Genomic DNA, 23,110 nt, shown 5'->3' on the forward strand with positions numbered 1-23,110 from the left:
GCTGATCGTTTCCGCGCGGCCGAGTGATCTCCTAGTGCGTGTGGAGCTCGCTCTTGCGGCGTCGTATCGCGGTGGCGAAAACTGTACGGACCGTGGGGTTTTGGCGAGCATGAACCGGAACATCGGCGATGTGCACGGTATGCGCCGAAATTGTGAGCGACCGCGTTCGTTCCGTTCCGAACGTCCGGCAATCACGATCGGCCGACCTGTAAGTAGCCGCATACCGGGCTGACCGAACCGGCCAGCCCGGAGGGCAGATCAATGACCCTGGAAAGGCGTATTGACCGTGGAGAAGTACTGGATGGCGGCGCCGATGGCTACCGGGGCGGTCACCAGGAGTTGGCCTGCGAGGGTGCCGAGGGCGCCGACGGCGATGATGCCGCCGAGGCAGCCGATGGCCGCGGCCGGGATGAACGGACCGAACAGGCCGATGATGGTGGCCGAGGCGACGGTCATACCGGCGATACCGCCGAGGACGCAGCCGACGGCGCCGCCGCCGAGACCGCCGACCAGGGTGCCGATGGTGGCGCCCATGGTGATGGTGCTGGTCATGCGGGACCAGGCGGCCTGTTCACGGTCGTATTCGTTCTTCCACGGGGCCTTGTCCTCGAAAGGCAGCGCGACCGGCTTGTAGGTCGCGTGCGCCATATCGAACTGTGGGGTGAGAGTCGCTGTGCGGTCGGCGATATCGGCCGCGATCGGGAATTCGAAGTCATCGACGCGGAACTTCAGCGGCATGCCGGTGAGGACGGTTCCGTTGCTGGCCTTGATCTCGAAGACACCGTCCTCGACGACCATGGCCCCTGCGTCGGTATTGATGATGGTCTGGGTGTCGGTGGTGGCAGCGATGAATCCGACGGCGTCCGCACCTTCGGGCTGGGCACCGGCGGTACCGGCGGCGATGCCGACTGCGGCGACCAATCCGGCGGCCGCCGCAACGATTTTCCTCATCCTTATTTGTTCCTCTCGGGTTTCCAGCGGAGGTCGCGCGCGCGAACACGCGCCGCATGCCGGTCGCGGATCGCGCCGACAGGTCAGAGTTCGCCGGTCAGCGGGCGAGCAAGCTCGGTCACCCGGTGCCCTCGGCTATCTCGACTTCGCGACTACCGTCGCCGAGATGTAGCCGGTCCGCACCGGACGAATGTGCAGTTGATTCGCACAATCGACATTGACTATCGACGCGACTCGAACACGGCGCGGCCACCGAAACTGACGTCATGACCACTGCGGCGCGATTGGTGGACCGAGGAGATCCGGTGGCGAGACTGCGTATCGATCAGGTATCCAAACAATTCGGCGCGACCTGGGCGGTGCGGGAGGTGAGCCTCGATATCGCCGACGGTGAGTTCATGGTGTTGCTCGGACCGAGCGGCTGCGGCAAATCCACCCTGCTGCGGCTGATCGCGGGTTTGGACGATCCGACGAGCGGCCGAATCCTGTTGGGCGACACCGATATCACCGATCAAGCGCCGCAGCGGCGCGACCTGGCCATGGTGTTCCAGAGTTATGCGCTGTATCCGCATCTGACGGTGGCGAAGAATATCGGCTTTCCGCTGCGGGCACGGCGCACACCGCGCGCGCAGATCGCCGAGCGGGTTTCGGCGGTGGCGGCGACGCTCGGACTTGCCGAGCTGTTGGGTCGCAAACCCGCCGCACTGTCCGGCGGGCAGCGGCAGCGAGTTGCCCTGGCCCGCGCGATGGTTCGCGATCCGGGTGCCTTCCTGATGGACGAACCGCTGTCGAATCTGGACGCGAAACTGCGCAGTGCCACCCGGGCCGAACTGATTTCGCTGCATCGCGGGCTGGGCGCGACGTTCCTGTACGTCACCCACGACCAAGTGGAGGCCATGACAATGGCAGATCGGATCGCGCTGCTCAACGACGGTCGGCTGGAGCAGCTCGGCACGCCGACCGAACTCTACGATCGGCCGCGTTCGACCTTCGTCGCCGGATTCCTCGGCGCCCCGCCGATGAATCTGTTTCCCGCGGTCGTCACCCGGCGCGAAGACCGCCTGTACCTGGTGGCCGATGGCATCGATGCCGAATTGGCCATCACCGCAGCGGATTTCGGCGACGACATCGACGTCGTCGCCGGAATCCGCCCCGAGCAGCTACGCCCGGACCCCGCCGACCCCACCGTTCGCGGCCGGGTCACGATGGTCGAGAACCTGGGCAGCGAGGAACTGATCCACTTCAGCACAGGTGCGCACACGCTGTGCGCCCGCGCACCGCGCCCGGCCGGAGTGCGCGCCGAGGAGTCCATCGGGCTGCGCGTCGATCCCGCACACCTGCACCTGTTCCACCCGGAGTCCGGGTTGCGCCTGACTTGGCAAGAGCCACAACGGGATTCGGTAGCAGCCTGATTCTTCACAACCACCCGTCACCGATGAGGAGAACCACCGTGAAACGCACCGTGCCCGTGCTGGGCCTGGTGTTTGCAACCACCGTCGCGCTCAGCGCCTGCGGCGGCCTCGGGAGCACCACCACCGATTCGAATGCCGATACAGCCCAGATCCCGGAACTGCAGCCGGATCAGCAGGTGTCCATCGTGTTCGAGTCCTATAACTACGGACTCGCCGGGGCCTGGACCGACACCTTCAACGCGCTGCTCGCCGATTTCGGCAAGAAGTTCCCGAATATCAAGGTCACCGCGCAGAAGCCGCAGGGCAATAGCCCGAATCCGGCCACCGACACCATCTCCAGCATTCAGAACCAGCTGGTGGCCGGCACCCCGCCGGATGTCGCGCAGCTCGGCTTCAGCGATCTGGACTACACCATCCACCAGCTCGGCGCCAAGCCGTTGGACACCCTGGTTTCCGCACAGGAGGTCCAGCACAATTTCGACGGGGCCACGTACCCGTACGCCCCGAAAGCGCGGACCCTGGCGGACTGGAACGGCCACACCTATGGCGTCCCGTTCGTCTTCTCCACGCCCGTCCTGTACTTCAACGCCTCGTTGTTCACCGAGGCCGGGCTCGATCCGGCGAAACCACCCGTCACCTGGCAGCAGGTCGCCGAGGCAGCCGCCGCGATCACCGGGAAGACCGGCAAGGGCGGCGTGTACATCGATTGTCTGACCAAGACCGCCAAGGACTGGTGCTTCCAGTCGCTGGTGCGCTCCAATGGCGGTCGGGTCATCTCCGAAGACCGCAGGACGCTGTCCTTCGCCGACGCCCCCGCGGTCGAAGTGACGCGGACGAGCAAGCAACTCGTCGACGCGGGCAGTATGCCGAAGCTCAACCAGAAGCAGGGTTATGAGGCCTTCGCGCGCGGCGAGATCGGCATGATCCTGGAGACCAGCGCCATCCAGGGCACCTTCATCACCGGCGCCAAGGACAAATGGGACCTGCGGTCCGCGCCCATGCCCAGCTTCGCCGGCAAACCCACCGTGCCGACGAATTCCGGTGCGTCGCTGCATATTCTGTCCAATGACCCGGCCAAGCAGCGAGCGTCGTGGAAGCTGATCGAATTCCTCACCAGCGAGCAGGCCTACACCAAGATCTCGCAGGGCATCGGATACCTGCCCCTGCGTACCGGTTTGCTGGACGATCCGAACGGACTGAAGACCTGGTCCGAGCAGAATCCCTTGCTGGCACCGAATGTCGCGCAGCTGGCGAATATGGAGCCGTGGATCTCCATGCCGGGCACCAACTATCTGCAGATCCGTGACGGCATGATGGATGCGGTCGAATCGATCGTCTTCCAGGGCAAGGATCCGCAGTCCACCTTGGCCACCGCCCGCGAACAGGGCGCCGAACTGCTGCCCGCGTCATGAGTTCGGTGACCGTCGTCCAGCTCACCGACACCCACATCCGGCCCGCCGGTGAACGGGTGCACGGCATGGTGGACACCTATGCCAACCTCACCCAGGTGCTGCAGCAGCTGCTGGACTCGCGCCAACGCATCGACGCACTGGTGTTGTCGGGCGATCTGACCGATAACGGATCACCGGAGGCCTATCGGCGGCTGCGCGACGCGGTGGAGCCGGCGGCCGCCGAACTCGGCGCGCAGCCGGTGTACGTGATGGGCAATCACGATGAGCGCGTGGCCTTCGGGATCGAATTGCTCGGCCTGGATTCGGTCGATCCGGATGCCACCCATGACCGGGTGGTCGAGATCGCCGGTTTGCGGATCATCGCACTGGACAGCAGTACACCGCGCCGGCACGATGGACGGCTCGAACCCGAACAGCTGGACTGGCTGGCCGATCAGCTGCGCGAACCCGCGCCGCGCGGCACACTGCTCGTCCTGCACCATCCGCCGATCCCGTCCCCGGTGGCCGCCACCGAATATCTGCGGCTCGAGCAGCCGGAGCTGCTCGGCGAGGTGCTCACGGGATCGGATGTGCGATTGATCATCTGCGGGCACAACCATGTGACCGCTGCGGCGGCCCTTGGCGGCATTCCGGTGTGGATCGGGCCAGCGATGGCGTATCGGATCGATCCGATCGCGCCACGCGGGCGCCACCGTGGCCTGAACGGATTCGGCTACAGCCGCATCGATGTGCTCGGTACAACCTTGGTGGCCACCGCGATCGAGGCGACGCCCGCCGAAACCGTCTACGACAGAGCCGAAGCGGATGTGCTCGAGCAGCTCGCGGCACTGGCCGCCGAGGCCCGGTAGATGTTCGTCGTCGAAATACCGACCGCGGCAGCGGATATCGCACCGGCTCCGCAATCCCGCCGCCCCGCCCGGTGTCGCCGGGCGAGGCGGCTGCTGGTGCCCTACCTCTATCTCGCGCCCGCCCTGTTCCTGTTGGTGGTGTGGACCTACCGGCCGCTGGTCCAGGCATTCGAGTTGTCCACCTACTCGTGGAATCTGCTGCCGACCGCGCCGATGAAGCCGGTCGGTACCGGCAATTACGAACGGCTGGTGCAACTTCCGGCCTTCTGGGATTCGGTCGAAAGGACCGGCATACTGATCGCGGGCATGCTGCCGTTCACCGTGGTGCTGCCGGTGTTCATCGCATTCGCCAGCAGAAGAGTGCGCGGCCGGACCATCTATCACGCCTTCATATTCGTGCCGTTTCTGGTGGCTCCCGTTGCGGCGGCGGCGGTGTGGCGGTGGTTGCTGCATCCGGGCACGGGTTTCGTCGACCGGGTACTCGGCTCGGATCGGAACTGGGTGTACGACGCGGGCACCGCGCACGCCGTCATTATCGGGATCACCGGCTGGCAGCTGCTCGGCTTCGCGGTGCTGGTGGTGTGGGCCGGATCGGCCGGTATCAGCGGCGATTACGAAGAGGCGGCGCAGGTGGACGGTGCGAGCCCGGGCCAGATCCGGCGCTGGATCACCTTGCCGCTGCTCTCCCCCACCCTGCTGTTCCTGGTGCTGACCACCGTTCTGCTCAGTCCGACGCTGACCTTCCCGCTGATCGATTCGATGACGCAGGGCGGGCCGGCGCAGGCCACCACCAATATCTACTACCTGCTGTGGGACTACGCCTTCCACAGCTTCGACGCCGGGCTCAGCGCCGCGGCCGGAGTGCTCTTGTTCGCCGGATTCGGTGTGCTCGCCGGGATTCTGGTGTGGATCGCGGAAAAGGTTGCCTTCCATGATGATTGACCGTCTGCGTACCGCGGGCAGCCATGCGCTGCTCGCGGTCACCGCGGTGGTGTGCGTATTCCCGATCTACTGGCTGTTCGCCACCTCGCTGCGCCGCCCCGAGGATGTCGGCTCACTCTCGCCGTTCCCATGGCCGATCTCGTTCGCCAATTACACCGATGCCGCCGAAAAGGTCGATGTGCTCGGATTGATCGGCAACACCTTCTTCGTGGCGGCATTGTCCGCGGCCGGGCAGCTGCTGGTCGCGCTGCTCGCCTCCTATGCGTTCGCGATGTATACCTTTCCGTGCCAACGGATCCTGTACCTCGCGTTCGTCGGTACCTGGCTGGTTCCGTTCCAGGTGACGATGCTGCCGAATTATGTGCTGCTCACCCGGCTCGGCCTGGTCGACTCGCTGATCGGCGTGGTCCTGCCCACCCTGTGCTCGGCGCTCGCGGTACTGCTGCTGCGCCAGCACATGGCCGGCTTCCCCAAGGAACTCATCGCCGCCGCCAAAATCGACGGCCGCTCCTCCTGGTCCATCCTCTGGACCGTCGTGGTGCCCAATCTGCGCCCCGCCCTCGCCGCGTTGGCCATCCTGCTGTTCATCAATGCCTGGAACGAATACCTCTGGCCCGCGGTCGTACTGCGCCGATCCAATGGTGTACTCCAACTCGGCCTGCGCAGTTTCATGGGCACCGAGGGCGATCAGTGGGGCCCGATGATGGCCCTCGCCAGCCTGGCGTGCCTGCCCGTGCTGTTGATGTACCTGCTCCTGCAGCGTCACATCGTGAATGCCTTCGTGCGGTCGGGGCTGAAGTAACATTTCCCACGTAACAGTCGGTTTGGGTGAGAAACCAACTTGCGGAATTGTTCGTCGATACGACCACGAATATGCGCGCGGCGGCGCAAACTCGTAGTCCATGACGGCATTCGGGGTTTCCCCTCCCATGCTCGGCGGCAACGTCAGGAGCCCACCGGTTACGGCACGAGCAGATTGTCGTGACGCCTCCCACACCCTCCGCAAAGAGAACATTTGGTCTGCTTTCGGTCCGCGACATCGTTGCGAGCCGAGTACCTCCGAGGCGGCCCGAGCAACTCGCCTGCGTAATCAGTACGGCCCCGTCCAGGACCGGTTCGGGATCGAACATACAGCAGGAGATGCCACCGGACGGAGGAGCGCGATGGGAGCAAAAGTCCAGCTAGAAGGCATGTTTCGCCTTGCACGCCGACGTGTCCCGATTTACACTGTCAGGTAAGGAGAAACGAAATGCTTTCAAAATTGCTCGTAGCTATTCGATCCAGGGGGGCGGCATGAACGGTCGCCAGGGAAATCCATCCGAGAGCTCATCGGAGGCCTCAGCAGAAGAAGAGATCCATATGAACCTCGGGCCCGATGGTCGGCTGCCGAAATACAGCGACCTGTTCTACACCCGATACAAGCCGATGACTCCCATGCAATTGACCGCGGGACGCCAGGAGCGCGTCGTTCGGCAATTCGGCCAGAATGTATTGGACCGGGTGTACGAAGCCTATCGCCGAACCTCCGAGATCCAGCAGAACTCGCCGATCGGCACACACGCACCGGTTTCCGTCGACAATGATGCGGAAACGGATTATTGACCAAGATTTACTCAGGGGTGGAAATTCTTGTGCGAGAACGTTACGCAGCTCAACGAGTGCGCGTTCGGGCAAATATATGAACTGTGCCGCGATCCGGTCGATCATTTGCTGGAGCAGCTACAGCTCAGACCGGGCTCTGCGTACAAGGGGAACGATCAACCGGCGCGAACACTGCTAGAGGTGTTCTGCACGAAATCGAACGTGGTCATTGTCGAAAACGAATACTTCGACCTGGATTTCCGGAGCGAGTTCAGCAAGGTACACGATGCGCGTTTCGGCTCGCGCTCCTCGGACACCGCACGGGTACATTTCTTCAACGGCCGGATACCGAAAAGCAACTCACATCTGCGCGACTTCGTCGCGCGCCGGGGTTCGATCTACTACGGATACGCCGTTCTGCGACCGCAGTTTCCCGGCAAGATCGGCCGGTCGATGGTCTCCTCGGAACTCACCGTCGCCGAGATCGCGGGAGACCGGACGCTCGCCGACAAGGTCCGCACCGCGGTCGGCGAGGATGTCCAGATCTTCGGTGTCGCCAAACGGGTGGTCGGCGTCCCGTTCATGGAGCAGGACGGACACCTGATGACCTGCGCGCACATTACGGCGTGGGTCTGCCACTACTCGGCGGTGCTGCGTGGGGCCGTCCCGCGGCGCGCATCGGCACAGTTCCATGGCATCAGCGACAAGACCGCGGCATTCAGTCGCTCGTATCCATCGCAGGGACTCAACCGAAATATGCTGACCGCCACGCTGCGCGCGGTCGATCTCCCGCCCGAAGTGCTGGACGCCGACTCACTGTGCAAACGCATCAATCTGAACTGGAGTCATCGGCTGAGCTTCACCGCCGAAACGCGGCAGCTCGAAGCCGAAGCGAACCGCCTCCAAACCGATCCGAACCGGGTCAGGAGGGCAGGCGTAGCCATTGCGCTGCAACGCCTTTGGGTCGGCGAGAATCTCGGTACGTGCGTATGCCGATACCTCAATTCGGCGCTGCCGGTGATTCTGCTGCGCGCACCGGAGGAACGCAGCGGCGTCGCCCATGCCCAGGTCGCCGTCGGCTACCTGCGCCGACAGGATCTCGATCCGACACAGCAGCGACCGAAGTCCGGCGAGGAATACGCCCTCGACGACGCGACATCCGATGTCGTGGCGCTGATCGTGTGCGACGACCAGACCGGGCCCTACCAGGTGGTCATGCTCGAGGAGTTGGTCAACGAATTCGTCCACCCCGACAAATCCAGGCAGGCATCGGTGGTAGTTCCGCTGCCGCGGTCCATTTGGCTTTCCGGCACCGCCGCCGAACAGGCCGCCGCCGATTGGCTGAAGGTCGTCGCCGAGGACCGGCTCGGGGCCTTGGCAAGCTGGCGGCTGCCCAGACGTCTGGCGGGCCATGCGAACCTGTATCGCGAACGGCTGCAGTCCTTTGTCGATCAGATTTCCGGTGAGCGCATCGGAGAGCTCGCGATACGCACCTACATCACCGCGGGCACGGAGTTCAAGGAGAGCATCGCCCGACGGCTGAACGGCGAGAAGGCACTGGCGCGGGCCCTGGGTTACACCCAGATGCCCAAGTACGTCTGGGTCAGTGAGGCCATCGACCGGAAGCTGCGCGATAAGCGCGAACCAAGTGTGTTGGCAACGATTGCTTTCGACTCGACCGCGGTGACCATCGACGGACGATTGGATACCACGAGTCTGCTGCCACTGGTCGTGCACATACCCGGACAGGCGGTCTGCAGCACGCAGTACGATGACTATGCGCAGAGCGATGTCAACCAGGGCTGGTTTCCCTCGGCACTGGAGCCGTACCGCACCGGCCGATGGAATCGACACAGCGACAATCACGACTACGCGCGCCGACATTGGCATTGGAAGTCGGCAATGAGCTTTTCCGCCGGCTGAGCCTAGAGGGCGACGATCGCGGAAATTATCAACAGGCAGGCCAGGACGGACATGGAAATGAATGAGGTGAACACCATTTTCGCCCGCTTCTGATTCACGGCGCAGATGATGTCGTAGGTCTTGATCTTGGCCTCGACCACCCGCTGGGGATGACTGGCCTGCTTGTTGTTCAGAACTTCCCGGTAGAGCTTGAGAAAGCCCACCGGAGTGTAGCCCGGATAGTTTGCGGGCATCGCGATGAAGGCGGCGCAGAGAATCGAAACCGCCGCCGCGACAACAACTCCCACCGCGCAGATGGTCGGCCAGAACCCGGATGTCACGATCTTCAGGTCGAGCACCTTCATCAAGGTCAGATAGATCGTCAGCAGGCCGACGTTCATGGTGACCAGAGGGAAGGCCCTGGACTCGAAAGCCGCCTTGCGCTGCCATGCGGTCTCGATTTCTTTGTCCAGGTAATCCGACATCGCCGCGAGATCGTCTTGTTCGACGATCCGAACGGTCTCATTCGGTTGGAGTCCCGCGACAATGGCGGGTGACTGTGGCGTCAGGAGTGGCCAGCGTAAAACTGTCCCAAGTCCGAATCGTCCCCACGCGTCCATAGCCCCTCCGTTTCGATAGGCGGCACCGGCTGCGGGGAGCGCCCGGGTTCCGGCATCCGTGGGGAAGCCGCCGCGGCGCCTGCGGTATCGGGCGCGATCTCGGAGGCATTGGGATCCAGCGACATCTGGGCAATCTCCTGGGTGAAGAGTTGGTGGCCAGCTACGGGTTCATACCAGTCCGGCAACGAGTCTACGGGAAGGATTCCGGCATCCGCCCGTCCCGAGACGCGCCGAAAGCTGCTGCGCCGGACCATGAAACGGCGGGCCATGGCCTATCGAAGGATTCAGGCCGATAGCGCGCCGGCAATATCCAGGTGGGCCGGTTCGGCGGAATCGATGCAGTTCAGGAAGAACGGGACCGCCGGGTTCGACTCGTCGGCACGCCACACCGCGTACAGATCCAATGTCGGCACCGGATCGAACAGTTTGACCGCCACCACCGAACTGCTTTCCGGCGCACCCATACCCATCGAGATGGCGCGCGGCAGCGAGGCGAATCCGACGAGTGGTCGCACCGAGACCGTATGTGCGGTCGCGCCGGGATCATCGGCGGTATGCGCGACGGCCAGCGCGATCCTGGTGTCCGCGGCGGCCCGAAAGATGGCGTCGTACATGGCCGGACACTGTTCGCGAGCGAACAGCACACACTCCTGCCCTGCCAATTCGGCGAAGGGCACCCCGGGGCGATCGGCCCACCGATGTCTGCGCCCGACCACCGCCACCAGCGGAATCCGGTGCAGCAGTCGCCGATATCGGAAATCGGGGGTGCTGGGATGTCCGTAGACCAGCGCCACATCGAGCGAGCCGTCCGACAGCGCAGCCAGCTGCGGGCCGGTGCGCTTCTCCCACAGCGACACCACGATATCCGGATGCCGTTCGGTCATCCTCGTGAGCGCGTCCGGCAGGACATGTCTGCTGGCCGGAAGGTTGTAGCCGATATTGAGGGTGCCCGCGCGCCCCTCGGCGGTCGCCTTGGCGACCTGGGCGGCCCGGTCCATCTGGGCCACGATGATGCGGGCCTGACTCTCGAATTCCCGGCCCGCCGGGGTCAGCTTGACCTCATGGGAGTTGCGCGCGACCAGTTGCACGCCGAGCGACTTCTCCAGCTTCTGCAGCTGGGCACTGAGACTGGGCTGCGTGAGATGCAGGCGCTGCGCCGCACGGCCGAAATGCAGCTCTTCGGCAATGGTGATGAATGAAACCAGATGTCGGAACTCCATGCGCCCGGCTCCTTATCCCGCGTACCCGAAAACGCTAGCGGAGCCGGATAACCGAGGATGAACCGCGATCGCACGGATATCACCGCAACCATTGCCGCCGAGTGAACTGCTCCTGGTGGCGATCGCGGATGTGCTATGCGGTGCCCGACCATCCACCGCTTCGCCCGCCTCGAAGTCATGGCCAGCACCGCTGATCGGCCGGGCGGCGGCGCTGCTCGACATCCGGACATCGGTGAGCTGCGGTCGGTGCTTCGGGGTCCGGAGGGTCAGAGGTCGCTGACCGCGCGCACCAATTCGGAGATCTTCTCGATGTCCTCGTCCATGAACGGGCCGGAGCGGCCGAGTACGACGTGCTGGATGCCGACTTCGGCGAATTGGGCGAACGAATCCGCTTGCTCCGCAATCGGTTTATCCGGGTAGTAGTACGCGACCATCGTTTTCTCGATGTCCTCGTACGGTCGGCCGACGGCCTCACAATGTCCTCGCAGGATGGCGAGTTTGGCCGCGACCACCTCTGCGGATGGACCGAAGAGATTGCAGGCGTCGGCGTACTGCGCGACCAGGCGCAGCGTTTTGCGCTCGCCCTGGCCGCCGATCATGATCGGCGGATGCGGGCGGGTCAGCGCATTGGGCACGTTCAGCGGTCGTTCGAGCGTGTAATGCTTTCCGTGGAACGGCTTTTCCGAACCCGCCCACATCTGCTTCGCGATCCGCAGGGTCTCCTCCAGTCGTTCGTACCGCTCGGATCGCGGCGGAAAGAACAGGCCGAGCCCCGCGGATTCCTCGGCATACCATGCCGCGCCGATGCCGAGCCAGGCGCGACCGCCGGAGAGCACATCGAGGGTCGTGACGCTCTTGACCAGCAGACCCGGATCCCGGTAGCTGACGGCGGTGACCAGGGCGCCGAACCGAATTCGTTCGGTCCGAGCCGCGATATAGCCGAGTGCGGCGTAGGCCTCGAGCATGTCGTGTTCGGCCGGGCCGTTCGGACCGATCTGGAACAGGTGATCCATGACGAATACCGAGTCGAGCCCGGCCTGATCGGCGGCGCGCACGATCCGGTCGACCCGCGGGCCGATCGCATCAGGTGAATCCGGCCAGGTGAAGTCGGCGAGGGAAATACTCAGTCGCATAGGCCGAGCGTGGCACGACCAGCGCGCGCCGGGGAGGCACGGTCGGTCCTAGGACGGTTGCGGCAGTGGCGGCGATTTGGGAAAAACGATCGGTAGCGCGGTCAATGCCCGGTGGAACGGGCCCGGTCGCCAGGTCAGTTCATCGGGCGGGACCGCGAGGCGGATCTCGGGCAATGCGTCGAGCAGTTGGTCGATGGCGTCCTGGGCGATCAGATACGCGATGGAATTCGCGGGACACACATGCGGTCCGGCGCCAAAGGCCAAATGGGCTCGATTGCCCGCGTACTGGTTCCCGGTAATCGCCGGATCGGTATTGCAGGCGGCAATGCTGATGACGACGGGCTGGTGCGCGGGTAGCCAGACATCGTCGATCAGGATGGGCTGGCGCGGGAAGGTGATACAGAAATTCGCCATCGGCGGATCGTTGAACAACACCTCGTCGAGCGCGTCCCGGGTGGATAGGGTGCCGCCCAGCACACTGCCGCCGAAGCGCTCATCGGTCAGGATCAACAGCAGGGTATTGACGATCAGATTCTGCTGCGGCTCGATGCCCGCGCCGTACAGCGTGCCCAACTGGTGCACCATCTCGTTATCGCTCAGCCCCGCCGGATGTCGCAGCATCCGTGTGGTGATGTCGTCGCCCGGCTCGACCCTCTTGAGCTGGGTCAACTCCAACATCGCGTCGACGAGCAACTGATTGCCATGTTCGGCGTCGACACCCTCGAAGATCGCCGCCATCCCGGTCGCGGCCTGCTGCGCGATCTCGGCGGGACACCCGAGCATGGCGTTCAACACCGCGAAGGCGAGCGGAAATGCGTACTGGCGCACCAGATCCGCGGACCCGTTGGCACAGAACTCATTGATCAGCGGCACCGCCAGCCTGGCCACCGTATCGTGCAGGCCGTACTGATCGACCTTCTCCAGACCCGCGAGATTGGTCTGCCGATATCTGGCATGCGCGTCACCGGCATTGCGCAGCGCATTCGGCCGCCACTGCATCATCGGCAATACCGGACACTCCGCAGGCACATTCTTCTGCCATGCGCGCGGATCCGCCGGAAAGTGGTCCGGATCATTGAAAATCCGCAACGCCGTGTAATAGCCGACCACCAGCGTCGCGGGCACCCCCGGCGCCAGGTCCACCGGCACCAGCGCCCCATAGCGCTGCCGCATCTCCCCATACGCCCGGTGCGGATCCGCCGCGAACTCCGGCGTGTACAGCGACACCCGGGGTCCATCCGTGTCGATCGGCGAGGTGAGCGGAGCGCGACTGTGCGCTGGTGACGGCATCGTCATCGAGAAAACTCCAGGCGTTTCGAACAATTAGCCTCGTGAGCCTATGCACCCGGCACAGCGCGTGCACCCCGAATATCGAAACCCTCGGCCCGCGTGCCCCATCCGCAGGGCGTCGGCACCGCTGAATTCGTTCGAAAGCCCGGCGATGCGGTAGCTCTGACCCTCAGACGAATTCGATCGAGTCGATGCGCCAGCCGCCGTCCGAGCGTCGCAGGGTCACCTTGGCGGTGAGGTCGATGGAGTCGATGACGGTCCCGTTGGGCGCCTTGACATCCTGGGTGATCATCGCGAGCCGGTCGATCCGCTGGTCGGTGTCCGCACCGTGCTCGGTGCCGAGGATCAGCACGGTGGCTTCCACGGTTGCGTGCATGCGCGCCCACTCGTCCCATTGCACACCGGGTCCGCGTTCGGATGTGGTGGTCGCGGTCCCCGCGAAATTGTCCGAGAGCCAGGGCGCCGCGCGTCGAAAGGCGTCGCGTCTGCTGGTATCCGGGCCCGGGTGCCAGGTGAACATGGTCTGCAGTCCGGAGGTGATCGTTTCGATCGCCGCCTTGTCGGCGGGTTCGACATCGTGCCCGGTCTGGGTCGAGGAACAGGCGACGCACAGTGTCGCGGCCAGGGATGCGAGCACCATGAATGCGTAGCGCAGAATGGACATGGCAGCCTCCTCAGAAGCGCATCTCATGGATGCGCCAGCCTTGTTCGGTCCGCACTACTGTTGCCCAGACCGTGATTTCGATGTTCTCTATGGATTTCGCCGCGGCGTCGGTAATCGCCTGGCCGATCAGCAGCACGCGATCGATGCGGGCGGATTGATCCGGCGGATGCTCATCGGTCGTGATCTGCACGGTGACCCTGACCTTCGCCTTGGCCTCGGCCCATGCCTTCCACTGGGTCTTCGACCCGCCCGAGGTGGCGTCGCGGGCGCGGGCGCCGAGCTGGTCGGTGAGATATGGACGGGCACGGGCGTAGGCGTCATCGGGTGAACTGTCGGTCTGCGGCCGCCAGCCGAACATTGTCGAAAAGCCGTCACGCAGCACCGCATTCGGGTCCGCGGTATCGGCGGCACCGAGCGGGGCCGGCAGTGCCAGACCGGGCACCGTCGCACCGCATCCGCTGATCGCCACGATACCGAGGGCCGCGATCAGCAGGGCGAACAGGATTCGGCGAATACTCATGACACGCTCCGTACCTTGGCATCCGCGCCGATGGCGGCCTCGACAACCGTGCCGTCGGTGCTCGACGCGTGCACCATCCGTCCGCCGCCGATCGCGATGCCGACATGGCGCGGTGTTCCGTTCGAATTCCAATCGCTGAATACGAGATCGCCCGCCTTGGCCTGGTCGACGGCGATTTCGTGGCCCTGGGCCCATTGCTGCTGGACGGTGCGCGCCAGCGTGGTGGCGCCGCTGGTCGCGACGTAGGTCACGTAGCTCGCCAGCCCGGGCGCGTCGAAGCCACCGCGGGTGGGGCCCTTGGTGTTTCCGCCGCCCCAGGCGTACGCGGTGCCGAGATACTGCTTGGCCGCCTGCACCGCCTTGGCCGCCAGGTCGGTCTGCTGATCCGCGGTATTCATCGAGGTGAAGTCGGTCGCCGCGAATTGGCGTTCGAGCTCCCGGATGGTGCGCACGTACGGCCGGGTCTGGGTGGTGTAATCGCCACCGGAGGGCATGCCGCCCGCGGCTTGGACCGCACCGAAACCCGCGTTGTACGCGGCCAGCGCGAGGTCGACCGCATCGCCGTGCAGCGAGCCACTGTTCACCCCGGCCGAGGTGTCCTGCCAGTTCTTGCACATGAAATGCGCCTGTGCCACAACGGAATCGGCAATGCTGTTGATATCGGCGACACCGTTGTTGTCGGCGTCGACCTTCCAGGTCTCCCAGGTGCCCGGCATGAACTGGGCGGGGCCCCTGGCACCGGTGGACGACACCGGGGCGTTCGCACCGAAGTTGAAGTTGTTCTCCGCCTTGAGCTGTCCGGCCAGCAGCGGCGCGGTGATGCCGCTGTTGGGGCATTCGGCGGCACCCTTGAGCAGCCACGGCACGAATTCCTGTGGGACCTTGCCGGGGGCGAGGCCGGAACCGGGACGCACGGCACAGTCGGCGATCGCATGGGCTATCTTCAACGCCGACTGCGACGCCGCGGGGGCGGCCTGGTCGAGCATCGGCGCGGGATCGACGGCCTTGCCATTACCCAGCCGCAGACCCTGGTACAGCTCGAAATGCAAATGCGGGCCGGAGGCTTGGCCATTGCTGCCGACATCGGCGATGTGCTGGCCCGACTTGACGAGGTCGCCCGTGTGGACGTGCAGACCGTTGTCGTACATGTGTCCGTAGACGGTCGAGACCTGACCGGTCGCTGTCGTCGAATCGATGACGATCCAGTTGCCGAATCCGGTCGCCGGTCCGGACGCCACCACCTTCCCGTCCAGCGCCGCGTAGATCGGGGTGCCTTCCGGCGCGGCCAGATCGATGCCGCGGTGGAATTCACCACCGCGCGGACCGAACGGCGACGAAACCGTGTACTGGCCCTTGGCCATCGGGCCGGTGATCACCGCACACGGTGACGATTGGGACAGATCATCCGGGACCGTGCGTTCGGGTGCGGGCTGGTTGGGCGGCGGTGGCGGGATCTGCGGGTCGATGGCCTCCTTTGCCACCGGGCGGTCGACGGTGGTGGTGGTGGTGGTCGTCGTCGAAACCGACTCCGTCGCGGTCACCACGGTGGACGTCGTCGAGGAGGCACCGGCCGATGGGCCGTCCACACACGGGGCGGCGGAGGTGGTGGCGCTCGGCGGCGGCGTGGTCGGGCACGCCGATGCCTTGGTTTCGCATGGCTGACCGGTCGTCGTGGGCGGTCCGGTCGTGCTGACGCACGTCGTGGTCGTTGTCGTCTGCTGTGTGCTGGTCGCGGTGGTGGACGATGTCTGCGACGACGATGGCGTTGTGGCGGCAGCCGTCGTTCTCGACGGTGCGGTGGTCGTGCTGGTCGGCGCTGTGGCCGTCGGCCCGGTGGATTCCTCGGTCGACGGTTCGACCTGCCTGGTCTTACCGGCGGACGACGGAACAACCGGCGGCACAGTGGTTTCCGGTACCACAGTGGTTTCCGGTACCACAGTGACCGGAGGCGCGCTGGGCGGTGTGGTACCGACCGGTGCGGCACCGGCGTACCCGATCCGATTCCCGGACAGCAGACCCGCAGCCGCCATCATGGCGACCACGACCGTCGTGGCCGCCACGACGAGGAGCCACGCCGGTCGGCGGTGCGGCTCGCGGTTATGTCGAATCGGTCTCATCCAGGTGTCCCCCGCGCTATCGAATGCGGAATGGACATCAGAGTGACCGCGCGTCCGTGCTGGCGCACCTGCCCGATCCGACACCATGCGACGGCCCCGACTGCCGGCGCGGCCGATCCCACCGCCCCCGACCTGCGCCGATGCCCTCGAATACCGTGCCCGAATGGGCAACGACCTGCACGTTTAGTTCTTGATGAGTGCACGGTTAGAAGTCCGCGGATGCTCGAGTTCCAGGCATCGAGAGCGCTCGAAGCCCAGTCATTTCGAGAGGTGTGCTCCGATGGACAGAACCGCTGTCTACGTCGACGCGCGCGATCCGATCTCGCGTGCCGGTCTCATTGCCCAATTGCGGACGCGGACGGAGGTACTCGTCGCCGACGATCCGGCACGGGCCGTGGTCGCCCTGGTTGTCGCGGATACGGTGGACGAGTCCACCCTGCAGACGCTGCGCCGACTGCAACGCGGCAGCTGCCGTCCGGTACTGGTGGCGTCCGATTTCGACGAAAAGGGGTTGGCGGCGGCGGTCGAAGCCGGGATCGCCGGACTGGTACGCCGACAGGACGCATCGGCCGAGCGCCTGGCCCGTGCGGCATGTGCCGCGGCACGCGGCGAAGGCACGGTGCCACCCGATCTGCTCGGCCGGTTGCTCGATCAGGTCGGCCGATTGCAGCGCCAGGTGCTGCACCCGCGCGGGCTCAGCCTGACCGGCTTATCGCACCGGGAGATCGAGATTCTGCGCCTGGTCGCCGAGGGCGATGACACGGCCGAGATCGCCGCCAAGCTGTGCTACTCGCAGCGCACGATCAAGAACGCGCTGCACGACATCACCAGCCGCCTGCAGTTGCGCAACCGGTCCCATGCCGTGGCCTACGCGCTGCGCCAGGGCCTGATCTAAGGCTGGTGGCACGATGTTCGTCGAGGTGGACGAGGCGCTGCGGATGCTGATCGGAGCCGACGCCGTCGATCGCAACGAGGTCGATGTGGTATTCGACGCGCCGACCAAAGACTGGGCCGCACGGCGCAATTCGCCGACGGTCAATATGTTTCTCTATGACATCCGCGAGGATCTGCGGCGGCGACAGCGCGGCCTGATCAACGAGTACGACGATCACGGCGTCGTGGTGAACCGGCATCAGGGTCCCCGGTATTTCAAACTCTCCTATCTGATCACGGCGTGGACCCAGCGCCCAGAGGATGAGCACCGACTGCTCTCGGCGCTGCTGTGGTGCTTCCTGCGCCACGACCGGATTCCCACCGACTCGCTGACCGGGACGCTGGCCGATATCGGATTGCCGGTGGCATTGAATATCGCGTTGCCACCGCCGGAGGACCGCTCCTTCGCCGACGTCTGGTCGGCGCTCGGCGGGGAGTTGAAGCCCTCACTGGATCTGGTCGTCACCGCACCCGCGGACGGCGGCCGACGGCTGCCCGCCGCGCCGCCCGCCACCGACGGCGTCACCGTCGGCATGCAGGACCGCGACGGCGCGACCGTGGATTCGCCACGCCGCGCCCGAGGGGCGGTGCCACGGTGACCGCGTCGGGTCTGCGATATCTGCTCGCCCGCTTGGGAATTGTCGAGGCCAGGGTGCGCCGCGCGGTGGCACAGCGTCGCATCGGCGACCCGCAGCCGGACGACCCCTTTCGCGGTCTGTATCTCTCCGATGACGCGGTCGAGCGCCTGCTGCGGACCCACTACGAGCCGGTCGGACCGGATCAACCCGAATCACAGCGAATCGCCGACGCCGAGACCGCGGCCGCGGCGGCGCGCGCCGAGGGCGAGGACGTGCGGCTCGCGCAGGTGGTCGTCGCGTTCGGACTCGATGCCCTCGATACCGAAATCCTGCTCGTCGCGCTCGCTCCCGATGTGGATGCCAGATTCGAATGGCTCTACGGCTATCTCAATGATGACGTGACCCGACGCAGAGCGACTGTGGGCCTTGCCCTTTCGCTCTGCGGTGTACCCGCCGGCGCGGCCGAAGGGCGCGCCAGATTCGCCGCGACCGGTGCGCTGGTGCACGGAGGTCTGGTCGTGGTCGACGACGCGGACCGGCCATTGCTGTCGCGGACGTTGCGGGTACCGGACCGGGTGGTCGGGTACCTCCTCGGCGACGACACACCGGAACCCGAACTCCGCCGAGCGATCGCAGCACCGCCGCCGTGCCCCGATACCGCGGATTCGCGCCTGGTCGCGGCGCTGCGCACCCGGACACCGCTGCTCTATCTGCGCGAACGTCCCGGTGGGGGCGGTGTCGCCGCCGCTGTCGCCGCCGCGCGACACCACGGCCGCGCCGCACTGATCATCGATCTGCACCGGGTCGCCGAACATTCGGAGTTGCTGTCCGCGGCGGTCCTGGAGGCCAGACTGACCGCAGCGGTGCTGATCGCGGCCGGTATCGATGTCCTCGCCGAACGACCCGAACTCATCCGGGCGATCGCAGAGGCGCCGACCTGCGTCGTATTGGTGGGCGCGGCGGTGTGGGATCCGGAATGGGTGACCCGTCAGCCGCTGACCTTCGATATCGAGCCGCCCGATGCCGAGGACCGCACCCGAATGTGGCGCAGCACCCTCGATGACCGGCTGCCCGACGGACTCGACCCGGCGGCCGCGACCATGCAATTCGTACTCACCCCCGAACAGGTCGCGCGGGCCGCCGCGGCGGCCGCGGCGTTTGCCGAACTGTCCGGGCGGCCGGTCACGGCGGCGGATCTGCGCCGGGGCGCCCGCGCGCAGAACGGAGCCGGCCTCGAGCGGTTGGCCCGCCGGATCGAGCCGGGCGTCGGCTGGCCGGATCTGGTGCTGCCCGGGCCGGTACTCGACCAACTGCGCGAGGTGGCCTTGCGCGCCCGGCAGCGCGCGCTCGTACTCGACGAGTGGCGGATGCGACCGGGCGGCGGGCGCGGCCGGGGTGTCACCGCGCTGTTCGCGGGCGACTCCGGCACCGGCAAAACGATGTCGGCGGAGGTGATCGCCGCGGATCTCGGACTCGACCTCTATACCGTGAATCTCGCGACGGTCGTCGACAAATACATCGGTGAGACCGAGAAGAACCTCGAGCGCATCTTCGTCGCGGCGGCGGGTGTGAACGCGGTGCTGCTGTTCGACGAGGCCGACGCCCTGTTCGGCCGTCGCACCGAGGTCCGCGACTCCCACGACCGCTATGCGAATATCGAAAGCGCCTATCTGCTGCAGCGCATGGAATCCTTCGACGGACTCGCCATTCTCGCGACGAATCTGCGGGCGAATCTGGACGACGCGTTCACCCGGCGGCTGGATGTCGTGGTGAACTACACGCTGCCCGATGAGAGCGCGCGACGCAGCCTGTGGGAGCGATGCATCGGCACCCGGATTCCCCGGGCCGCCGATCTGGACCTGGATTTCTGCGCCCGCGGTTTCGAATTGTCCGGCGGCAATATCCGCTCCGCGGTCGTCACCGCCGCCTATCTGGCCGCGGACGCCGGACGGGAACTGCGCACCGCCGACCTCGTCGCCGGTGTGCACCGGGAGTATCGCAAGCTCGGAAGGCTAACCCTCGCAACGGAATTCGGCGAATACCACCAAGCGCTGCGCTAGTGCCGATTGCCCGAAAGGGCAGCATTGGCTGCCCTTTCGCCGTCACGCCGGTCAACTGTTCGCGGGTGCGCCCCCACGCATACTCGATTCACGTGACGGAAGGAGATAGGCCGTGCGCGAATGTTCGAACTGCGGACAGCCCAACTCCGAGAATGCCGAATTCTGCGTGAATCCGCAGTGCCGCACGTACCTGGGCTGGGCGACATCGGCGTTCTCGGATCCGGCGGCGCACCAGCCGCCGAACCGAACGCGGGTCGGGGCGCAGACGGCCGGGGTCTTGCCCGGACCGCCCGCACAACCGAGCGGTCCGGCGACGCCGTCGAGCCCGCAGCGGTTCGGGGTGCGGGTGACCATGGAGCCGACCGAGTTGAGTGTCGATCCGGGCGCGGCCGTGGTCAGCACGGTGACCGTGCACAACACCGGGACGCGGGTGGAGGAATTCGAACTGGGTGTCGCCGGTCCGCTGCGGCCGTTCGCGCATCTGGAACCCGCTGTGCTCAGCGTATTTCCGGACGCCAAGGTCACCGCCGTGCTCCGGTTCGCGCCGCCGCGCGATGCCGCAGTCGAGGCCGGGCGGGCGCCGTTCGTCCTCGGCGCGCGGTCCCGGGTGAACGCCAGGGTCGAGGACAAGGTCTCCGGCACGGTGAGCATCGGTTCGTTCACCGAGTTGAAGGCGGCGTTGCAACCGGAAACCAGTCGCGGGCGCAAACCCGCGCGGCACACCGTGGTGACCACGAATCTCGGCAATGTGCCGCTCGGTGTACAGGTGGTGCTCGCCGATCGGGCCGGTGCGCTCACCTTCCAACCGCCCCAGGCCATCGCCACCCTGCCACCGGGTGCGAGCGCCGAGACGCCGGTGCTCGTCGGTGGATCGCGCAAATGGTTCGGCCGCACCGAATCCCACGCCTTCACCGCCCAGGTGAGCCCGGCCGACGGCGCTCCCCCGATCGGGCTCAACGGTGTGCGGAATCAGGTTCCGATCTTGCCGTGGTGGGTGCCGACCGCGGCGGCCGTACTGCTCGCCCTGACGATTGCTGTGATCGCAATATGGCCCGACCACAAGGACACAGTGCCGGGGACCACCGGCATGATCCAGCTCGCCGCCGAGCAGACTCTGCAGAACGCGGGATATCGACCGGTCATTGTGCAGCGGACCGATCCGACGGTGCCGCTGGGTCAGGTGATCGAATCGAAACCGGATGCGGGTGCCGAGTTGAAACACGGTGAGCCGGTCCAGTTGTTCGTCTCGATCGGGCCGTGCGACGGCGGATGCCTGATCGAGGTGCCGAATGTCGAGGGATTGAAGCAGGCCGATGCCGAGGCCGCGCTGACAGCGGCGCAATTCAAGCCGCGGCCATTCCCCGTGGCGAATCAGGCCATCGCAAAGGGATTGGTGATCTCCAGTAATCCGGCTGCCGGGCAGAAAAAGGAGAGCGGCACCGAGGTGGTGATCCAGGTGTCGACGGGTCCCACGCCGACTACACCGCCGCCCACCGGCGGGAAAGGCGGGACGGGTGACACCGGCGGCAAGGAACAGATCGAGGTACCCGATGTGGTCGGAAAGTCGAAAGCCGAAGCGACCGAGAAGATCCAGGCCGCGGGTTTGACCCCCGAGTTCGTCGAACAGTCCAACGCCACCGTCGCGTCGGGCAAGGTGATCGCCACCGATCCCGCCGCGAAATCCAAGGCGGACAAGGGAGCCACGGTCAAGGTCAGCGTTTCGACCGGTCCGGCGCCCATTCCGGTCCCCGATGTGACCAAGAAGCCGCAGGCGGACGCGCTGTCCACATTGACCGCCGCCGGGCTGAAGACCAAGGTGGTCGAACGGCCCGACGCCAAGATCGCCGATGGCGCCGTGATATCGACCGACCCCGCCGCCCAGACCGAGGTCGCCAAGGGCACCGTGGTCACCGTGACCGTCTCACAGGGGCCGCCGTGCAAGGCGAACTTCGTCTTCCGGCTCGCCACCCCTGGAGACCACGTATGTGTCACCCAGACGATCGCGGACCGCACCAAGACCGAGAACAGTCAAGCGCCGTCGCGGGTCAGCACCACCGATCACACCTTCGGTCCGGATACCTGCATCTCGGGCTATGTGTGGCGGGAAGCGGTGAAAGACGACCACGTCTGCGTGCTACCGCAATCCAGGAACGACGCCGCGACGGATAACACAGCCGACAAAGATCGACACGTGAAGTGAGGAATCATGCGCGCACACGACCATGAGACCGCCGAGGAAACGGTTCGCCCCAAGTCGAGCCGCGTCGAGGACCCGACCGCGGCGCAACTGCGCGCGGCGCTGTCGGGACGCCTGGAGGCGGTATCACCGAGCGGACTGCTGGGATTGCAGCGCACTGCCGGAAACGCCGGTACCACAACGTTGTTCGAGGACCAGTCGCCGGTGCACGGTGTCATCGGATCCGGCGGCGGCGCCCCGCTCGAGCCGGAGGTGCGCACCGATATGGAGTCCCGATTCGGTCAGGATTTCGGCGATGTGCGGGTGCATACCGACGACCACGCGCATCAGTCGGCCAAATCCGTCAATGCCCACGCCTACACGGTGGGGTCCAATATCGTCTTCCAGCGCGACACCTACGATCCGTCCTCGGCCGCCGGACGGCACACCCTCGCCCATGAACTCACCCACGTGGTGCAGCAGCGCAGCGGGCCGGTCGACGGCACCGACGCCGGTGGCGGCGTGAAGGTCAGCGATCCGTCGGACCGATTCGAACGCGAGGCCGTCGCCAATGCCGACCGGGTCATGTCCGCGCCATCGGCAGCGCCTGCGGTGCAGCGCTGTGCCGATGAATCCGCGCAAGTCCAGCGGACCGAAGCGCCCGCCGAACAGGAGGACGAGGAGCCGACGGCGCAGACGTATGTCCAGCGCGCCGAGAGTGATGAGGAACAGGAGTCGGCGTAGGCCGGTG

22 protein-coding genes are annotated in these 23,110 nt (G+C 65.7%); 14 read left to right on the forward strand and 8 right to left on the reverse strand.

Annotation, left to right across the window (positions count from 1 at the left end):
• Nucleotides 1-258 precede the first annotated feature (258 nt).
• Complete coding sequence (locus ACQP0C_RS31355; protein ID WP_433725799.1) at nt 259-951, reverse strand: hypothetical protein; 693 nt, start codon at nt 949-951, stop codon at nt 259-261.
• Between the two features lie 305 nt (nt 952-1,256).
• Here ACQP0C_RS31355 and ACQP0C_RS31360 point away from each other — a divergent pair, with 305 nt between their 5' ends.
• The 7 genes from ACQP0C_RS31360 to ACQP0C_RS31390 all read left to right on the forward strand — a co-directional run bounded on the left by ACQP0C_RS31360 (nt 1,257) and on the right by ACQP0C_RS31390 (nt 9,069).
• On the forward strand, nt 1,257-2,363 hold the full coding sequence (locus tag ACQP0C_RS31360; protein WP_433725801.1) for an ABC transporter ATP-binding protein: 1,107 nt from the start codon (nt 1,257-1,259) through the stop codon (nt 2,361-2,363).
• 38 nt (nt 2,364-2,401) lie between these two features.
• The gene (locus ACQP0C_RS31365) at nt 2,402-3,775 is read left to right on the forward strand and encodes an ABC transporter substrate-binding protein (RefSeq protein ID WP_433725803.1); all 1,374 of its coding nucleotides are present in this window, start codon (nt 2,402-2,404) and stop codon (nt 3,773-3,775) included.
• Entirely contained in the window at nt 3,772-4,623 is an 852-nt protein-coding gene (locus tag ACQP0C_RS31370) for a metallophosphoesterase (RefSeq protein WP_433725805.1), read from the forward strand. Before ACQP0C_RS31365 ends, ACQP0C_RS31370 begins: the two co-directional genes overlap by 4 nt.
• Complete coding sequence (locus ACQP0C_RS31375; protein WP_433725807.1) at nt 4,624-5,565, forward strand: carbohydrate ABC transporter permease; 942 nt, start codon at nt 4,624-4,626, stop codon at nt 5,563-5,565.
• Nucleotides 5,555-6,367, forward strand: coding sequence for a carbohydrate ABC transporter permease (locus tag ACQP0C_RS31380; RefSeq protein ID WP_433725809.1), 813 nt, complete (start codon nt 5,555-5,557; stop codon nt 6,365-6,367). The genes ACQP0C_RS31375 and ACQP0C_RS31380 overlap by 11 nt, the downstream gene beginning before the upstream one ends.
• A 398-nt stretch (nt 6,368-6,765) precedes the next feature.
• Nucleotides 6,766-7,167: a hypothetical protein gene (locus ACQP0C_RS31385; protein WP_433725811.1), complete on the forward strand. Its 402-nt coding sequence runs from the start codon at nt 6,766-6,768 to the stop codon at nt 7,165-7,167.
• Nucleotides 7,168-7,368: 201 nt separating this feature from the next.
• Complete coding sequence (locus ACQP0C_RS31390; protein ID WP_433725813.1) at nt 7,369-9,069, forward strand: hypothetical protein; 1,701 nt, start codon at nt 7,369-7,371, stop codon at nt 9,067-9,069.
• A gap of 2 nt (nt 9,070-9,071) precedes the next feature.
• Here ACQP0C_RS31390 and ACQP0C_RS31395 read toward each other — a convergent pair whose 3' ends face one another.
• From ACQP0C_RS31395 to ACQP0C_RS31425, 7 genes are all read right to left on the reverse strand, one after another.
• Nucleotides 9,072-9,668, reverse strand: a complete 597-nt coding sequence (locus tag ACQP0C_RS31395; protein ID WP_433725815.1) for a hypothetical protein — start codon at nt 9,666-9,668, stop codon at nt 9,072-9,074.
• A gap of 284 nt (nt 9,669-9,952) precedes the next feature.
• Nucleotides 9,953-10,888 (reverse strand): LysR family transcriptional regulator, encoded by a 936-nt coding sequence (locus ACQP0C_RS31400; RefSeq protein WP_433725816.1) that lies wholly within the window; start codon nt 10,886-10,888, stop codon nt 9,953-9,955.
• A gap of 266 nt (nt 10,889-11,154) precedes the next feature.
• Complete coding sequence (locus ACQP0C_RS31405) at nt 11,155-12,021, reverse strand: LLM class F420-dependent oxidoreductase (RefSeq protein ID WP_433725818.1); 867 nt, start codon at nt 12,019-12,021, stop codon at nt 11,155-11,157.
• 48 nt (nt 12,022-12,069) lie between these two features.
• A complete protein-coding gene (locus ACQP0C_RS31410) occupies nt 12,070-13,317 on the reverse strand; it encodes a cytochrome P450 (RefSeq protein ID WP_433725820.1) in 1,248 nt (415 codons plus the stop codon).
• A gap of 163 nt (nt 13,318-13,480) precedes the next feature.
• Nucleotides 13,481-13,975, reverse strand: a complete 495-nt coding sequence (locus ACQP0C_RS31415) for a hypothetical protein (RefSeq protein ID WP_433725822.1) — start codon at nt 13,973-13,975, stop codon at nt 13,481-13,483.
• 10 nt (nt 13,976-13,985) lie between these two features.
• Nucleotides 13,986-14,495, reverse strand: a complete 510-nt coding sequence (locus tag ACQP0C_RS31420) for a hypothetical protein (protein WP_433725824.1) — start codon at nt 14,493-14,495, stop codon at nt 13,986-13,988.
• A complete protein-coding gene (locus ACQP0C_RS31425; RefSeq protein WP_433725826.1) occupies nt 14,492-15,976 on the reverse strand; it encodes a peptidoglycan DD-metalloendopeptidase family protein in 1,485 nt (494 codons plus the stop codon). The genes ACQP0C_RS31420 and ACQP0C_RS31425 overlap by 4 nt, the downstream gene beginning before the upstream one ends.
• On the opposite strand from ACQP0C_RS31425, the gene ACQP0C_RS31430 reads away from it, so the two are divergent.
• From ACQP0C_RS31430 to ACQP0C_RS31460, 7 genes are all read left to right on the forward strand, one after another.
• Nucleotides 15,960-16,157: a hypothetical protein gene (locus ACQP0C_RS31430; protein ID WP_433725828.1), complete on the forward strand. Its 198-nt coding sequence runs from the start codon at nt 15,960-15,962 to the stop codon at nt 16,155-16,157. The two genes, ACQP0C_RS31425 and ACQP0C_RS31430, sit on opposite strands and share 17 nt — an antisense overlap.
• Nucleotides 16,158-16,181: 24 nt before the next feature.
• Nucleotides 16,182-16,658 (forward strand): hypothetical protein, encoded by a 477-nt coding sequence (locus tag ACQP0C_RS31435; protein WP_433725830.1) that lies wholly within the window; start codon nt 16,182-16,184, stop codon nt 16,656-16,658.
• 234 nt (nt 16,659-16,892) lie between these two features.
• Nucleotides 16,893-17,507: a response regulator transcription factor gene (locus ACQP0C_RS31440; RefSeq protein ID WP_433725831.1), complete on the forward strand. Its 615-nt coding sequence runs from the start codon at nt 16,893-16,895 to the stop codon at nt 17,505-17,507.
• A gap of 13 nt (nt 17,508-17,520) precedes the next feature.
• Nucleotides 17,521-18,144, forward strand: coding sequence for a DUF4255 domain-containing protein (locus tag ACQP0C_RS31445; RefSeq protein WP_433725833.1), 624 nt, complete (start codon nt 17,521-17,523; stop codon nt 18,142-18,144).
• Entirely contained in the window at nt 18,141-20,183 is a 2,043-nt protein-coding gene (locus ACQP0C_RS31450; protein ID WP_433725835.1) for an ATP-binding protein, read from the forward strand. The genes ACQP0C_RS31445 and ACQP0C_RS31450 overlap by 4 nt, the downstream gene beginning before the upstream one ends.
• 112 nt (nt 20,184-20,295) lie before the next feature.
• Entirely contained in the window at nt 20,296-22,383 is a 2,088-nt protein-coding gene (locus ACQP0C_RS31455) for a PASTA domain-containing protein (RefSeq protein ID WP_433725837.1), read from the forward strand.
• Between the two features lie 6 nt (nt 22,384-22,389).
• Entirely contained in the window at nt 22,390-23,103 is a 714-nt protein-coding gene (locus ACQP0C_RS31460) for an eCIS core domain-containing protein (protein ID WP_433725839.1), read from the forward strand.
• The last annotated feature ends 7 nt before the right edge of the window (nt 23,104-23,110 follow it).

Source organism: Nocardia sp. CA-129566 (genome assembly GCF_050956075.1).
Classification (GTDB): domain Bacteria; phylum Actinomycetota; class Actinomycetes; order Mycobacteriales; family Mycobacteriaceae; genus Nocardia.